Genomic DNA, 14,147 nt, shown 5'->3' with positions numbered 1-14,147 from the left:
CAAAAGCCGCCGATCTCCCCTCGGAGGTCGGCTGTTCATCCCGCAAACCTGGCCGCGGTCCAAGCCCCGCCTGCAGCATTCGACTCCACCGCGGCGGCGACGAACTTCACGCCGCGCGCCCCGTCGATCACGTCGGGCACTTGCGCCGCGCGGGCCGGATCCACCGCGCCGCCCGAGCGGTGGGCGCGGATGATGTCGGCGGCGTCGCGGTAGAAATTGGCGAAGGCCTCGATATAGCCCTCCGGATGCGCCGCCGGCATGCGCGACACGCGGCGGGATTCCTCCGTCGAGCCATGGCCGCCGCGCACCAGCGTGCGGGTTTCCTCGCCATATCTGGAAAAGCGCAGTTCCTCCGGCCGGCCGCCCGACCATTCGAGCCCGGCCCTGTCGCCATAGATGCGCACGGAGAGGTCGTTGTAGTGGCCGGGCGATGTCTGGCTGGCCAGGATCGTGCCGCGTGCCCCATCGGTCCAGCGCACCAGCACATGGGCATTGTCGTCGAGCCGGCGTCCGGGCACCGCGGTGAAGAGGTCGGCCGACACCGTCTCGGCCTCGCGGCCCGAAATGAAGCCTGCCAGGTTGAAGGCATGCACGCCGATATCGGCCAGCACCGCCGACTGCCCCGCCCTCGCCGGATCGGTGCGCCATTCCGCCTGCTTCTGGCCGTCGGCGTCGATCGGCCTGGTCAGCCAGTCCTGGATGTAGGCGCCATGCACCGACACGATCCGGCCAAGCTCGCCCGCCATCACCATCTCGCGCGCCTGGCGCACCATCGCGTAGCCGGTGTTGTTGAGCGTGACGACGAAGCGGCGGTTTTTCGCCCTCGCGAGTGCAACCAGTGCCTCGGCGTCGGCCAGCGTCGTCGACAGCGGCTTGTCGCAGATCACGTCGATGCCGGCCTCGAGGAAGGCGGTGGCGATCGGCGCGTGCAGATGGTTGGGCGTGACGATGACGACCGCCTCTATGCCATCCGGCCGCGCGGCCTCCGCTTTGGCCATGGCGCGGTAATCGGCATAGCTGCGCTCCGGCGCGATGCCGATCTCGGCGGCCGAGGCGGCGGCATTGTCCGGGTCGGACGACAGCGCGCCAGCAACCAGCGCGATCTGGTCGTCGAGGCGCATGGCCAGCCGGTGCACGGCGCCGATGAAGGCATTGCGGCCGCCGCCGACCATGCCGACGCACAGACGCTGGCGCGTCGATCCATCCGATGTTGCATAGACCATGTTTTCTCCTCGGGGCTGATCAATAGCGGGGTCGTCATCCCAGGGCGTAGCAAGGAGCGAAGCGACGCGCGTAGACCCAGGATCTGCGCGGCTGCTTCGCCATGGGATGACGAAATCGCCGAGCCTCGCCCTATCCTCATCGAACACCATTTCCAAAATCCATATTGTAAAACGATCGTATCGCGCTAGCCTGAATTCATGAGCGGGGCGAGAAAACCATCCGGACGATCCAGTGCCGACGAGGCAGCGACGCGCAAACGCGGCCGTTCGCTGGCGGCACTTGGCTATATACAGCCGCGAACCTATGAGGAGCTGCGCGCGGTGCTGTCTTCCGGCACCGTGCATTTTCCCAAGCGCCTGCGCCAGGTGGCGATCTTCCTGTGGCAGCACCCGAGCGAGGTGGCGCTCGGCACCATTGCCCAGGTGGCGGCACAGGCCGGCGTGCAGCCCTCGACGCTGGTTCGCTTCGCCCAGATCTTCGGCTATTCCGGCTTTTCCGATTTCCAGGGCCTGTTCAAGGACCACGTCAAGGGATCGTGGCCGGAAGGCCGCGGCGAGCAGCGCGCCGAGGCCGAGCCCAATGCCGCCACGCATTTCCTGCGCGGCATGGTTGGCGCCTCGCAGGCCTCGCTCGGCCGCATCGAAAGCGGCCTCGATATCGAAAGCTTCGAGAAGATGGTGGCGACGCTGGCCAAGGCGGACCTGATCTACGTCATCGGCTCCAAGCGCGCCTTCCCCGTCACCACCTATCTGTCGCTGACGCTTTCGCAGCAAGGCGTGCGCAATGTGCTGGTCGACAATGTCGGCTCGACTGCGCTCGATCAGGTCGGCTGCATTGGCGCACGCGACGCCGTGCTGGCGGTGTCCTTCAGCCCCTACAATTCGATCACGCCGGACCTGGTGGCCGTCGCGCATGAGCGCAAGGCGCGCATCGTCACCATCACCGACAGCACCTTCTCGCCGCTGATCCGGCTGTCGGACAGCTGGCTGGAAGTGGTGGAATCCGACTTCGCCGGCTTCCGCTCGCTGGCGGCGTCGCTGGCGGTGGGCATGGCGCTGGTCCAAGGCGTCGCGGCGCGCCGCGGCACATGAGGCGCCGCTGGTACAATTGACTATCGGGAATTGGCATTCCATATTTCAGGAAATAGAAACTTTGTTCCGGGAGGAGGAATGGAGATCAGGCTCGAAGGCAAGGTGGCGCTGGTCACCGGGTCGACGCAAGGCATCGGCCGTGCCATCGCCGAGACGCTGGCGCGCTCCGGCGCTGCCGGCCTGCTGATCACCGGGCGCGACAGCAAGCGCGGCGAGGCCGTGGCTGCGGAACTGTCGGCCATCGGTACGCCGACGCTCTTCGTCGCCGCCGACCTTGGAGACCCGGAAACTCCCGCCCTCTTGGCGCAGGCCTGCATCGGGCGTTTCGGCCGCATCGACGGCCTCGTCAACGCCGCCGGCCTGACCGACCGTGCCTCCTTCCTCGACGCCACGCCGGACGACTGGTCGGCGCTGTTTGCCGTCAACGCCCGTGCGCCCTTCTTCCTGATGCAGGCCGCGATCGCCGACATGAAGAAGCGTGGCCAGGGCGGCGCGATCGTCAACATCCTGTCGATCAACGCCCATTGCGGCTCGCCGGAACTCGCCGTCTATTCCGCCACCAAGGGTGCGCTGGCGACGCTGACCAAGAACGCCGCCAACGCCCACCGCTTCGACCGCATCCGCGTCAACGGCATCAATGTCGGCTGGACCGACACGCCGGCCGAACGCATCATGCAGGCGCGGACGCTGGGCAATGGCCCGGGATGGCTCGACGCCGCCAATGCCGCGCAGCCCTTCGGTCGGCTGCTCAAGCCGGACGATATCGCCAATCTCGCCGTGTTCCTGCTTTCCGACGCGGCCGGGCCGATGACCGGCGCGGTGATCGATCAGGAACAGTCGGTGATCGGGGCGAACCGGTGAACGCCATCGAAAGGCTCGGGCCCAGACTGCTGGAGCGGCTCCCCGCGGCCGTGCAAAAGCCGTCATACGACCGCGCGGCGCTCTCACCAGGCATGGCGCATCTGGGCGTCGGAGCCTTCCATCGCTGTCACCAGGCCGAATACACCGACGACCTGCTTTCGCGACGGTTCGACCGCTGGGGCATCGTCGGCATCAACATTCGCCCGCCCGCCCTGGCCGAGACGCTTGGCCGGCAAGACGGCCTCTACACAAGGCTGATCCGCGAGAACGATGATGTCGAGGCACGCGTCATCGGCAGCATCGTGAAGGTGGTCGACAGCCAGGACAGCGCCGCACCGGCGCTCGAGGTGCTCGTCTCCGCCGACATCGAGCTGGTGACGATGACGGTGACCGAAAAAGGCTATTGCCATGTGCCCTCGACTGGCGCGCTCGACCTCGATCATCCCGACATCGTCCACGACCTCGCCAACCCGGAAGCGCCCCGCAGCGTGCCCAGCATCCTCACGCGGGCGCTGGAGCAACGCAGGGCCACGCATGGCCGGAAGCTGACGCTGCTCTCCTGCGACAACATTCCGACCAACGGCGTCATCCTGGAAAATGTCGTGCGGAGCTTTGCCGAACGGCGCGGCAATGGCCTGGCCGACTGGATCGCGGCCAATGCCGCCTTCCCCTCGGCCATGGTCGACCGCATCGCTCCGGCGGTGACACAGGACGATCTCGACGGCGTCGAGCGACGGTTCGGCTATCGCGACGCCGCCGTCGCTGTCGGCGAACCCTTCCGGCAATGGGTGATCGAGAAAAAGTTCGCCGGCCGCATGCCGCGCTGGGACCTGGCCGGCGCGACCTTTGTCGACGACGTCACCCCGTTCGAGCATCTCAAGATGCGGGTGCTCAACGGCGCCCAGACGACACTCGCCACGCTCGGCGTACTGGCCGGCCTCGAACACACGTCGGATGCCATCGCCGACCCGCTGCTTTCGGTCTTCGTCAGGCGCATGCTGGTCGAGCAAACCCTGCCGACACTGATGCCGGTGGCTGGCATGAATCCATCTGCTTATGTCGAGCAGAGCCTTGGCCGGTTGAAGAACACCGCGATCCACCATCGCAACCACCAGATCGCCACCGATGGCTCGCAAAAAATCGTGCAGCGCCTGCTCAACCCGATCCGCGACCGCCTGAACCTGGGGGCCAGCATCGGCCTGCTGTCGGTGCCGGTCGCCGGCTGGATGGCTTATCTGATCCTGGCCTCGGCGCGCTTCGGCAAGCGCTGGCCGGTGTCGGATCCCTATGCCGGCAAGGTCGCCGCGATTGCGGACGAAACCGGCCACGATGCGCGGGCGCTGGCTTCCGCCATCCTGGCCATCGACACGATATTCGACCCGGGCCTTGCCGCGGACGAGACGTTCCGGCGGGCCGTCACGTCAGCGCTTGGCGAACTGCTTTCGGGCGATCCGATGGCGGCAGTCCGTCACAGTCTCGAACAAGATGAGGTCGCGAGGTTGAAGCGATCCAAACAATCGGCATTATAGGAATCGATCGCGGGTTCGCGGCCAGGGGAGGCATGATGAAACTTGGACTGCTCACCGCACCGTTCGCGGACACGCTGCTTGGCGAGGTCGCCGGCTGGGCAAGCTCTGTCGGCTTCGAGGCACTGGAAATCGCCTGCTGGCCGAAAACCTCCGGCGCGACCCGCCGCTATGCCGGCACCAGCCATATCGATGTCGATGGCACTTCGGCCTCGCGGGCGAAAGAAATCGTTGCATCGCTGGCGGAAAAGAACCTCACGGTCTCCGGTCTCGGTTATTACCCCAACCCGCTGCACCCGGATACCGCCCATCGCGAGGCGGTCATCGGCCACCTGAAGAAGGTCATCGTCCTGGCCGCCAACATGGGCGTTCCCCTGGTCAACACCTTCTGCGGCGGCGATGCCTCCAAGACAGTCGACGTCAACTGGCAGGACGCGCTGAAAGTCTGGCCGGAAATCGTTGCCCATGCGCGCGGCCACGGGGTAAAACTCGCCTTCGAAAACTGCCCAATGATCTTCAGCCATGATGAATGGCCGGGCGGGCACAACATCGCCTATTCGCCGCAGGTCTGGCGTCGCATTCTCGAAGCCTGGGGCGGCGATGTCGGCATGAATTTCGACCCCTCGCATCTGGTCTGGCAGATGATCGACCAGGCCCGCTTCATCCGGGAATTCGGCCCCTATATGCTGCATGTCCACGCCAAGGACCTGATGATTGATCATGATGGTTTGTACGAGCGCGGAATTCTGTCGGCGGGCATAGGCTGGCAGGTGCCGCGCATGCCGGGGCTGGGCGATGTCGACTGGAGCGGCTTCTTCTCGGGCCTCTACCGCGCCGGTTATGACGGATCGGTCATCATCGAACACGAGGACAGGCGATTTGAAGGCAGCGACGAGCAGGTGAAGCGGGGCTTTCTGCTCGCCCGCGACGTGCTGCGTCCCTTCGTCAAGTAACGGCAAAGCGAGCCACTTGACTCTGATTGTGAGTGGCGCGGCCCAACAGGTTAAAACTGAACTGAAAAACAATGTGGAGGAAGACTGAAATGAAGAACTATCTGACCATGGTCCCGCTGCTTGCCAGCGCGGCGCTGCTGGCCTCGGTGGGCGTGTCGTCCGCTGCCGGCAAATACACGATCGGCATTTCCAACACCGTGCAGGGCAATGGCTGGCGCGAGGAAATGGTTTGCGCCATGAAGGCGCAGGCGCTCGCCTCCGGCGAAGTGACCAAGCTCAACATCGCCCACCGCAACACCGATGCCGCCGGCCAGCTGGAAGACATCCGCAACCTGATCAGCGCCAAGGTCGACGCCATCGTCGTCAACCCCGCCGACCCGGCCGGCATCAAGGCCGGCCTGGAAGAAGCCACCAAGGCCGGCATCGTCGTCGTCGCCGTCGACCAGGCGGTCACCGAGCCGTCGGCTTACATCATTTCCAACAACCAGGAGCAGTATGCGTATCTCGGTGCCAAATGGCTGTTCCAGCAGATGGGCGGCAAGGGCGAGGTGTTTTACATGCGCGGCGCGGCGGGCGCTTCGGCCGATAGCGATCGCGACAAAGGCTTCAAGAAGGCACTGGCCGAATTCCCCGACGTGAAGGTGGCGCAGGAGGTCTTCACCGGCTGGCAGCAGGACCAGGCCAAGCAGCAGATGCTGTCTTTCCTGGCCACCGGCACGCCGTTCAACGGCGTGTGGACGTCGGGCATCGATAACGTCATCGTCGACGCGCTGGTCGAATCGCAGGCGCCGCTGGTGCCCGTGGTCGGCGCCGACAATGCCGGCTTCGTCGGCCAGCTGAGCTCGGTCAAGGGCCTCGTGGGTGCCGCCGTCACCAACCCCGGCTCGATCGGTGGTGCCGGCGTGACGCTGGCGCTGCAGATCCTCGACGGCAAGAAGCCGGCCCAGCAGACCGTGCTGGTCGACCCGCAGCTGTGGGAGAATGCCACCGAGGAAGGCAAGGCCAAGCTGAAAGCCGCCGCCGACCCGTCGCTGAGCCCTGAATGGCCGGTCTCGATCATGATCCCCGACTGGACGACGTATACCAAGGACCAGATCGTGGCCTGCAAGGGCCCGGGCGAGTAAGCAGCGGCTTTGCTGACCATGGTCGGCGCCGCCCCTCACTGTCCTGCCGGACATCTCTCCCGGTAAAACGGGGCGAGAGAAGCTGGCCGCAACGCCGGAGGCAAGCCCCTCTCCCCGTCTCTATACGGGGAGAGGATGCCGGCAGGCAGGTGAGGGGCGGCGCTGACATTCGCGGTTATTAGGCACATAAATCGAGACCCAAATCATTTGACCACCAGTCCCCTCCTCGACGCGTCAGGCGTCGCCAAGAACTACGGCGCGGTCGCGGCTCTCCGCGATGCGTCGCTCTCCGTGCTGCCGGGCGAGGTGCATGCGCTGATGGGTGCCAATGGCGCCGGCAAGTCGACGCTGGTGAAGATCCTGACCGGCGCGATATCAGCCAATGCCGGACGCATCCTGATCCGTGGCGAGGCGCGCGACATACGCTCGCCGGCCGCCGCGCGCCGGGCCGGGCTGCTGCCTGTCTACCAGGAGCCGTCGCTGATCCCCGATCTCGATGTGCTGTCCAATCTGCGGCTGACCGGCACGCCGGTCGAGCCGTTCCGCGCCTGGGTACGCGAACTCGGCATACCTGACCTCGACCTGCGCGACACCGCGCGCGACATCCCGCTCGCCATCCTGCGCGTGCTCGACCTGGCCCGCGCGCTGGCCGTCGAGCCCGACGTGCTGCTGCTCGACGAGATGACGGCCGCACTCCCCGCCAACCTTGCCGAAAAGGTGCTGGAAGTGGTGCGCCGGCAGGGCGACGCCGGCCGCGCCGTGATCTTCATCTCCCACCGCTTCGTCGAAATCTCGGCCCTTTGCGACCGCGCCACGGTGCTGCGCGACGGCGCGACCGTCGGCGTCGTCGACATCGTGCCGGGCGTCGAGGAAAAGATCGTCGAGCTGATGCTCGGCACTCGCATTGTCAAGACCCATGTCGCCGCCCGCGGCGCCAGCGAAGAGGCCCGCCCCCCTGCTCGCCCGCGCATCGCCGTGCGAAACCTGCGCGTCGGGACCAAGCTCAGCGATGTCTCCTTCGATCTCCGCGATGGCGAGGTGGCCGGCGTCGTGGCGCTGGAAGGCCAGGGCCAGGACGAACTGTTCGCCGCCCTTGCCGGCTCGATCAAACCATCGGGCGGCACGATCGAGGTCGACGGCAGCCCGGTGAAATTCGCCCACCCGATCGACGCCATCCGATCGGGGGTCGCCTATGTGCCGGGCGACCGTTCCGAGGCGCTCGCCATGCAGCGCTCGGTGCGGGAGAACATTGCGCTCCCCTTCAGTGCCGCCCTGCGCAACTGGGGGCCTATTCGTATGCGCAAGGAGCGCGCCACCGTGGCGAGCGCCATCCAGCGCCTGCAGATCGACACCCGCGCTCAAGGCGAGGTGCAGCGCCTGTCCGGCGGCAACCAGCAAAAGGTCACCATCGCTCGCTGGATCGCGGCCGACGCGCGCACCATCCTGTGTTTCGACCCGACGCGCGGCATCGATGTCGGCACCAAGCAGGAGATCTATCGTCTGCTGCGCGAGCTCGCCGGCAACGGCAAGTCGGTTCTGTTCTACACCTCCGAACTGGAAGAAGTGCAGCGCGTCTGCGACCGCGTCATCGTCATCTTCGGCGGCCGCCTGGTCGATATTTTCCCTGTCGAGGAGGCCGACGAGCCGACGCTGATGCGCGCCGCCTACGGCCTGCCGCGCGGCGTCAAGGCGGATATCGGTATTTTGGCCGCACCCACGGCGAATGCTTCCGATGCGCCGGAGGCAACGCCATGAGCCATTTCCTGCGCCGGCAGGGCTGGGTAACAGGCCTGTTCGCCCTCCTCGTCATCCTGTTCATCGCCACCAAGATCATCCAGCCCGGCTATGGCAGCGGCGATTTCGGCTCGCTGGCGCGGGCCGTGCTACCCTACGCCTTTGCCGTCGCCGCGCAGACGGTCGTCGTCATCGCCGGCGGCATCGATCTCTCGGTCGCAGCCATGATGGCGTTGACCAGCGTCACCGCCGCCTCGATGATGGCGGGCGCGAGCGAGGAATACGCGCTGTTCGTGGTGCCTTTCGTGCTCGCCATGGGGTTCGTGCTGGGCGCCGTCAACGGGATGCTCATCGTCGTCACCCGCGTGCCGGACATCGTCGTCACGCTGGCCATGCTGTTCGTGCTGCAAGGCGCGGCCCTTCTGGTGCTCGGCGCCCCGGGCGGCGCGGCGGCCGAATGGCTGAAGGCGCTGATCTCGGGCACCGTGCCGATCCCGGGCCTGCCCGACGCCGTCGACGCGTGGCTGCCCAAGGCGCTGCTGGTGCTGATCGTCTGCCTCTGCATCGTCTGGATACCGCTTCGACGGTCGCGCCTCGGCCTTTCCATCTACGCCATCGGCTCCAGCGAACTGGCGGCGTTCCGCAGCGGCGTGCCTGTCGCCCGCACCAGGGTCATCGCCTACGCGCTGTCAGGCCTGTTCGCGGCCATGGGCGGGTTGGCGCTGACCATGAGCACGGGCATCGGCGCGCCGATCCCCGGCCCCTATCTCCTGGCCAGCGTCGCCGCGGTCGTGCTGGGCGGCGTGGCGCTCGGCGGCGGCAAGGGCGGCCTGCTCGGCCCCATCGTCGCCGTCTTCGTGCTGCGGCTGGTGCGCACGGATCTCACCTTGCTCGCCATCGACCCCAACGTCACCGCCATCATCGAAGGCCTGATCATGGTCGCCGTGGTGATGTTCGGCGCCTTCATCACGATGCGAGGGCGGCAATCATGAAATTCACCCGCAGCGCTGTACGGCGCCGTAGAGCACCATCCCTCCAGAACACCACCACCAAGCCCCCCTCCTCGCGAACGGGAGCCACTCCATGAGCACCACCGCGATCACGCCCGCGCCGGTCTCCTTCGGCCGCCGCATAAAACGCTTCATGGCCGACCGGCCCCTCATCCCGCTGATCATCCTGCTGGTTATCCTGGTGGTGATCCTGCAGATCCTGCGCCCCGGCATCGTCAACGAGCGCTGGATCGCCAACACCATCAAATTCGCCATTCCGCTGGCGATCCTCGCCGGCTGCCAGACCATGACCATGCTGACCGGCGGCATCGACCTTTCGGTCGGCACGGTGGCGACGATGAGCGCCTTCATCATGGCAACGCAGATCGTCAGCCAGGACCCGGCTGTGGCCTTCCTCCTGGCGATGATGCCGGCGGTGCTGATCGGCCTCGTCAACGGCATCGGCGTCGGTGTCTTCCGCGTCCACCCGCTGATCATGACGCTGGGCACCAGCCTGATCGGCACCGGCTGCCTGCAGGTCTACCAGCGCACGGTGATCGCGTCCGGCGCCAAGATCCCCGACTTTCTCGCCTGGCTGGGTACCGCTGTCACCCCTGTACTCGGCTTTGCCTTCCCCAACGCCCTGCTGCTGTTCGTGCCGCTGGCGGCCCTCATCGTCTTCACGCTTGCCCGCACCGGCTTCGGCCGCCTGCTCTACGCCGTCGGCGACAATGAGCGCGCGACGCGCTTGTCGGGCGTGCAATACTGGCAGGTCATCACGGCGCTCTACGTCACCTCCAGCGTGCTCGCCGGCGTCACCGGCCTGCTCTATATCGGCCTGATCAAGGCGCCGTCGCTGTCGCTCGCCGAACCGCTGGTGCTGCCCTCGGTGGCGGCGGCCGTCATCGGCGGCACCTCCATCTTCGGCGGCCGCGGCGGCTACACCGGCACCATCATCGGCGCGCTGATCCTCACGGTGCTGACGACGCTGCTGACGATTTTGCAGATGCCGGAGGGAGCGAGGCGGATACTGTTCGGGTTGATCGTCCTGTTCGTGACGGCGGCCTATCTGCGCATTGTCGAGGACAAGTAGGCGCGGGCCGACTATTGGCACGGGGCAGCCACAGGCTTTGGCGACAAGGGAGACGAAATCATGGAAAAAATCATCCTGGACTGCGATCCGGGGCACGACGACGCCATCGCCATCCTGCTTGCGGCGGGAAACCCGAATATCGACCTTCTCGGCATCACGACGGTTTCGGGAAACCACAATGTCGAGAACACCACGCGCAATGCTCTGGCCGTATGCACCGCCTACGGCATCAAGGTGCCGGTGGCGAAGGGCTCACCCGGCCCGCTCATCGGCGACCAGGTGCTGGCCGTCGAAATCCATGGCGATACCGGGCTCGACGGCCCCGTCCTGCCGCCCGCCTCGTTCGAACTCGACAAGCGGCATGCCGTCGACTTCATCATCGACACGGTCATGGCACACGAGCCGAAAACCATCACGCTGGTGCCGGTCGGTCCCTACACCAACATCGCGCTCGCCATCCGCAAGGACCCACGCATCATCGATCGAGTGAAGGGCGTCGTCGCGATGGGCGGAGCCTACACGCGCGGCAACATCACGCCAGCGGCGGAGTTCAATGTCTATGGCGACCCCGAGGCCGCAGACGTCGTGTTCCGCGCCGATTGGGATGTCACCATGGTCGGCCTCGACCTCACGCACCAGGCGCTGGCCACTCCGGACCTGCAAAACAGGGTGCGCGCCGTCGGCGGCCCGATCGCCAAGTTCATCCTCGATATCTGGGAGTTCATAGCGACCACGCATGGCGGCCTCCTGCAGATCGAGTATCCAGCCGTCCACGACGCGTGCTGCGTCGCGGCCATGATCGACCCGACCGTCTTCACCACCGAGAAGGCCGATATCCGCGTCGAAATCGCCGGGCGGTGGACCAAGGGCATGACGGTGTGCAATTTCGAGAAGATGGGCGGGATGCACCATTTTGGCGGCACTGCGAGCGAGCAGGTCGACTTCCGCCATACCGTGGCGATGAAACTTGACCATCCGAAATTCTGCGGCCTGATCGTCGATGCGCTGGAGCGGCTAACCCACGCCAAGGCCTGACGGGTGAAGGTTTCGGCGATGTTCACAGGGATTAAGTGGCTCCGCATAGAAAGCCCGCCGCGCCATTTGCGGCACGGCGGGCCGCCCCCGTTGGCCAGGGGCAAGCTACCAGCATCACTCGATGATCTGCACGACCCTGCGTGTATCGGGATCAACCAGAACCGCATGATCGCCGACAACAGTGTATTTGTATCTGACGTCGGGGACGTCGATTGTATGAAGCTCGACAGTGTCAGGGAGAGCGGAGCCGACGTTGAGTTCGACGCCGAGCAGGCTGACTGACGCGAGTTTTTGCTTGTGGATGTATTCGCGAACGACCGTCTGCTGCTCAGGCTTGAGAATTACGACGTCTCCCGCGAAGGAAGCACCAATTCCAGCCACAAGCGCGAGGGCCGCGACAGCGCCGACAAGATACCTTTTCATGACAAGTCCTTTTGTGAACTAAGACACATTTTCAGAGGCCAGAACAATTCTGGCCTCTGCCGCAGCCAATCAGCCACCATTGGCAGGTGCCGCTGGCTTCGCGGGCGCTGAAGTGGCCGGAGCTTCCACCTTTGGCGCCTCAACCTTCACGTTGATGTCCTTCCCGCCGCCGCCGCCGATGTTGATGACACCGGTAAATATCAGCAGGACAACGATGGCGATTATCGCAAGAACAATAGCGACCGCAGTGCCGCCGCCACCTCCAGAGTTAACAACAGTTGGGCCGTCAGCCATGACTTTCTCCTCTCCTATTCTTTGAGTTGTCACCGGTCAGCAACGGCTCCCGCTGCATTGCGTTCCCAGGCAAGGCTTAGGTCTAATAATTGGCAAGACTGAAGTCGTATGCGGCAACCCATTTCTTGCCGATACGTTGGGTTTCGCGCCGGAGCAACGCAGCCAATCACCCATCATCGCGGAATCCAGCTCGACCGCCGGATATTCTGAGAGCGAGGCAAGCAGTGACATCAGCCCAGAGACCGAGCATCCACGACGACAATCGCCCCGCAAATGACAATGATGTTCAGGCCCCGGAAATCCCGTCGGGCCCGCCCGTCTGTCTGAGTGAGGACGCCAACATGGTCGATCTTGTCAGGCGAACCGAGCGCTTGGCCATCGCCGTTGTCGTGGGAATGGCGATCTGCCTGACGCTTATCCCGGCGATCTATGTTGCCCTCACCTACGGAATGTAGACGGTATCAGTCGTCTGTCCGCTCCGAGGCAGGCGCAATCTCTTCACCACCTGCTTTCTCCAGGCTTGCTCCCATTGCGCCTGGCATGCCGGACATGTTCCCGCGCGCCATCAATCCCGAGAATCTCAGACAAAAAAGAACCCGCCCCGGCGTCAACCGAAGGCGGGCTCTCTCCGTTTTCCAGTCCGTTGATAAAGCATTCGACGGCTATCAACCTCCAATGCCCGAGAGCGTTCCACCGGAGTGATGAACTATGCTTCGATCTGCCCGTCGATCGTTCCGAGGCAGGGCCTGCTCTCTTTCGCCTTCGGCGAACTCAATCTTTCTTCCACGCCGCCAGCAGCGGGCCCTTGCTTCCATAGACGGGGTCCTTGCGCGGACGGCCGACCTTGGGGATCGTCACCACCGCCTTGGCGTGGTCGGCGGTGGTCGTGCATTCGTCATAGGTACCGGCCGGCGGATAGGCGCCAACGACGAGAAAGTCGTCCGAAGCGGAGATGCGCTGGTGCCCCGTGCCGGCCGGAAGAACCGCGACATCGCCGGCCTTCAGCGCCAGCGTTCGGCCCTTCTTGCCGCCAAACCGGACCTTCGCCGTGCCACGCGCCACGCCGAGCACTTCGTGGATGCGCGAATGGTAGTGAACATAATCGTAGATGCCGTTGCGCCAGCTGTCTCCCCAGCCATTGGCCGAGAAAAGCGCCTCTAACACGGCCGCGGGATCGAAGTCTTCCGGCAATCTCACTGCGCCGCGATAGACGACCAGCGGCCAGGACGGATGATTGGGCACCAGGCCATCATCGCCAAACCTGAACTCGTTCGCTTTGCGCGGCCTGACAAGGTCGGCCGCATGACGGCTGTCCGGTCTTGCGGCACCGGTCACCTGTTCGGCCACGACGTCGCCTCGCCTCGGGGAACCAACGCTGATTCAACCCGATGGCCATCGCTTGGTTCCCCGCGGGCTCGCGCCCGCCACCGCCGCGAGGCGGATCGCTGAAGATCAGGCGGACCTGCCGCCTCGCCCTGCCTGCAGCGCATTGTCCATCGCAGCGGCCGGCGAAACCATATCCGGCAGCAATATGTCGTTGCGGCGTGCGAAGGTGACCAGCGTCGCGCGCACCGTCTCCGGGTCGATCTCACCGGCGATGCCCGCCTTGCAGGCATTGAGGGCGACGGCATGAGCGCCGTTGCGGCTGGCGGCCGGCCAGTCCTGCAACAGCGCGTAGGCTTCCATCACGCTTTCGATCTTCCTCGGAAAGCCCATTCCGACCAGAATGGTCACCGGTTCTTCAAACTGCCAGCGATTCATGGCTTGTGCCTCCTCTCGATTGTGCGGACCCGCGGCGGG

The 14,147-nt window shown here is 65.3% G+C and carries 14 protein-coding genes; 9 read left to right on the top strand and 5 right to left on the bottom strand.

Annotated features, from left to right (window positions below):
* Positions 1-35: 35 nt before the first annotated feature.
* Complete coding sequence (locus FJ943_RS23465; protein ID WP_140725309.1) at positions 36-1,223, bottom strand: Gfo/Idh/MocA family oxidoreductase; 1,188 nt, start codon at positions 1,221-1,223, stop codon at positions 36-38.
* A 198-nt stretch (positions 1,224-1,421) separates the two neighbouring features.
* On the opposite strand from FJ943_RS23465, the gene FJ943_RS23460 reads away from it, so the two are divergent.
* From FJ943_RS23460 to FJ943_RS23420, 9 genes are all read left to right on the top strand, one after another.
* Positions 1,422-2,315, top strand: coding sequence for a MurR/RpiR family transcriptional regulator (locus tag FJ943_RS23460; RefSeq protein WP_140725306.1), 894 nt, complete (start codon positions 1,422-1,424; stop codon positions 2,313-2,315).
* Positions 2,316-2,393: 78 nt separating this feature from the next.
* On the top strand, positions 2,394-3,176 hold the full coding sequence (locus FJ943_RS23455) for an SDR family oxidoreductase (RefSeq protein ID WP_140725304.1): 783 nt from the start codon (positions 2,394-2,396) through the stop codon (positions 3,174-3,176).
* A complete protein-coding gene (locus FJ943_RS23450) occupies positions 3,173-4,705 on the top strand; it encodes a mannitol dehydrogenase family protein (RefSeq protein ID WP_140725301.1) in 1,533 nt (510 codons plus the stop codon). The genes FJ943_RS23455 and FJ943_RS23450 overlap by 4 nt, the downstream gene beginning before the upstream one ends.
* A 35-nt stretch (positions 4,706-4,740) precedes the next feature.
* Entirely contained in the window at positions 4,741-5,655 is a 915-nt protein-coding gene (locus FJ943_RS23445) for a sugar phosphate isomerase/epimerase (protein WP_140725298.1), read from the top strand.
* Between the two features lie 89 nt (positions 5,656-5,744).
* The gene (locus tag FJ943_RS23440) at positions 5,745-6,779 is read left to right on the top strand and encodes an ABC transporter substrate-binding protein (RefSeq protein ID WP_015316972.1); all 1,035 of its coding nucleotides are present in this window, start codon (positions 5,745-5,747) and stop codon (positions 6,777-6,779) included.
* A 207-nt stretch (positions 6,780-6,986) separates the two neighbouring features.
* On the top strand, positions 6,987-8,534 hold the full coding sequence (locus tag FJ943_RS23435; RefSeq protein WP_140725295.1) for a sugar ABC transporter ATP-binding protein: 1,548 nt from the start codon (positions 6,987-6,989) through the stop codon (positions 8,532-8,534).
* Positions 8,531-9,505, top strand: coding sequence for an ABC transporter permease (locus FJ943_RS23430; protein ID WP_015316970.1), 975 nt, complete (start codon positions 8,531-8,533; stop codon positions 9,503-9,505). Before FJ943_RS23435 ends, FJ943_RS23430 begins: the two co-directional genes overlap by 4 nt.
* A gap of 91 nt (positions 9,506-9,596) precedes the next feature.
* Positions 9,597-10,595: an ABC transporter permease gene (locus FJ943_RS23425; RefSeq protein WP_140725293.1), complete on the top strand. Its 999-nt coding sequence runs from the start codon at positions 9,597-9,599 to the stop codon at positions 10,593-10,595.
* Between the two features lie 60 nt (positions 10,596-10,655).
* On the top strand, positions 10,656-11,630 hold the full coding sequence (locus tag FJ943_RS23420) for a nucleoside hydrolase (RefSeq protein ID WP_140618010.1): 975 nt from the start codon (positions 10,656-10,658) through the stop codon (positions 11,628-11,630).
* A gap of 114 nt (positions 11,631-11,744) precedes the next feature.
* Here FJ943_RS23420 and FJ943_RS23415 read toward each other — a convergent pair whose 3' ends face one another.
* The 4 genes from FJ943_RS23415 to FJ943_RS23395 form a co-directional block, all read right to left on the bottom strand.
* Complete coding sequence (locus FJ943_RS23415; protein WP_140725290.1) at positions 11,745-12,053, bottom strand: DUF1236 domain-containing protein; 309 nt, start codon at positions 12,051-12,053, stop codon at positions 11,745-11,747.
* Between the two features lie 69 nt (positions 12,054-12,122).
* Positions 12,123-12,347: a hypothetical protein gene (locus FJ943_RS23410; RefSeq protein WP_023782864.1), complete on the bottom strand. Its 225-nt coding sequence runs from the start codon at positions 12,345-12,347 to the stop codon at positions 12,123-12,125.
* A gap of 771 nt (positions 12,348-13,118) precedes the next feature.
* Positions 13,119-13,694 (bottom strand): cupin domain-containing protein, encoded by a 576-nt coding sequence (locus tag FJ943_RS23400; RefSeq protein WP_140725287.1) that lies wholly within the window; start codon positions 13,692-13,694, stop codon positions 13,119-13,121.
* Positions 13,695-13,799: 105 nt separating this feature from the next.
* Complete coding sequence (locus tag FJ943_RS23395; RefSeq protein ID WP_015316965.1) at positions 13,800-14,108, bottom strand: DUF982 domain-containing protein; 309 nt, start codon at positions 14,106-14,108, stop codon at positions 13,800-13,802.
* Between the last annotated feature and the right edge of the window lie 39 nt (positions 14,109-14,147).

Origin of the sequence: Mesorhizobium sp. B2-3-10 (genome assembly GCF_006442275.1) — a bacterium.
Lineage (GTDB): Bacteria > Pseudomonadota > Alphaproteobacteria > Rhizobiales > Rhizobiaceae > Mesorhizobium > Mesorhizobium australicum.
Note: the sequence above shows the minus strand (reverse complement) of the source record. Positions and strands in the feature narration are given on the sequence as shown.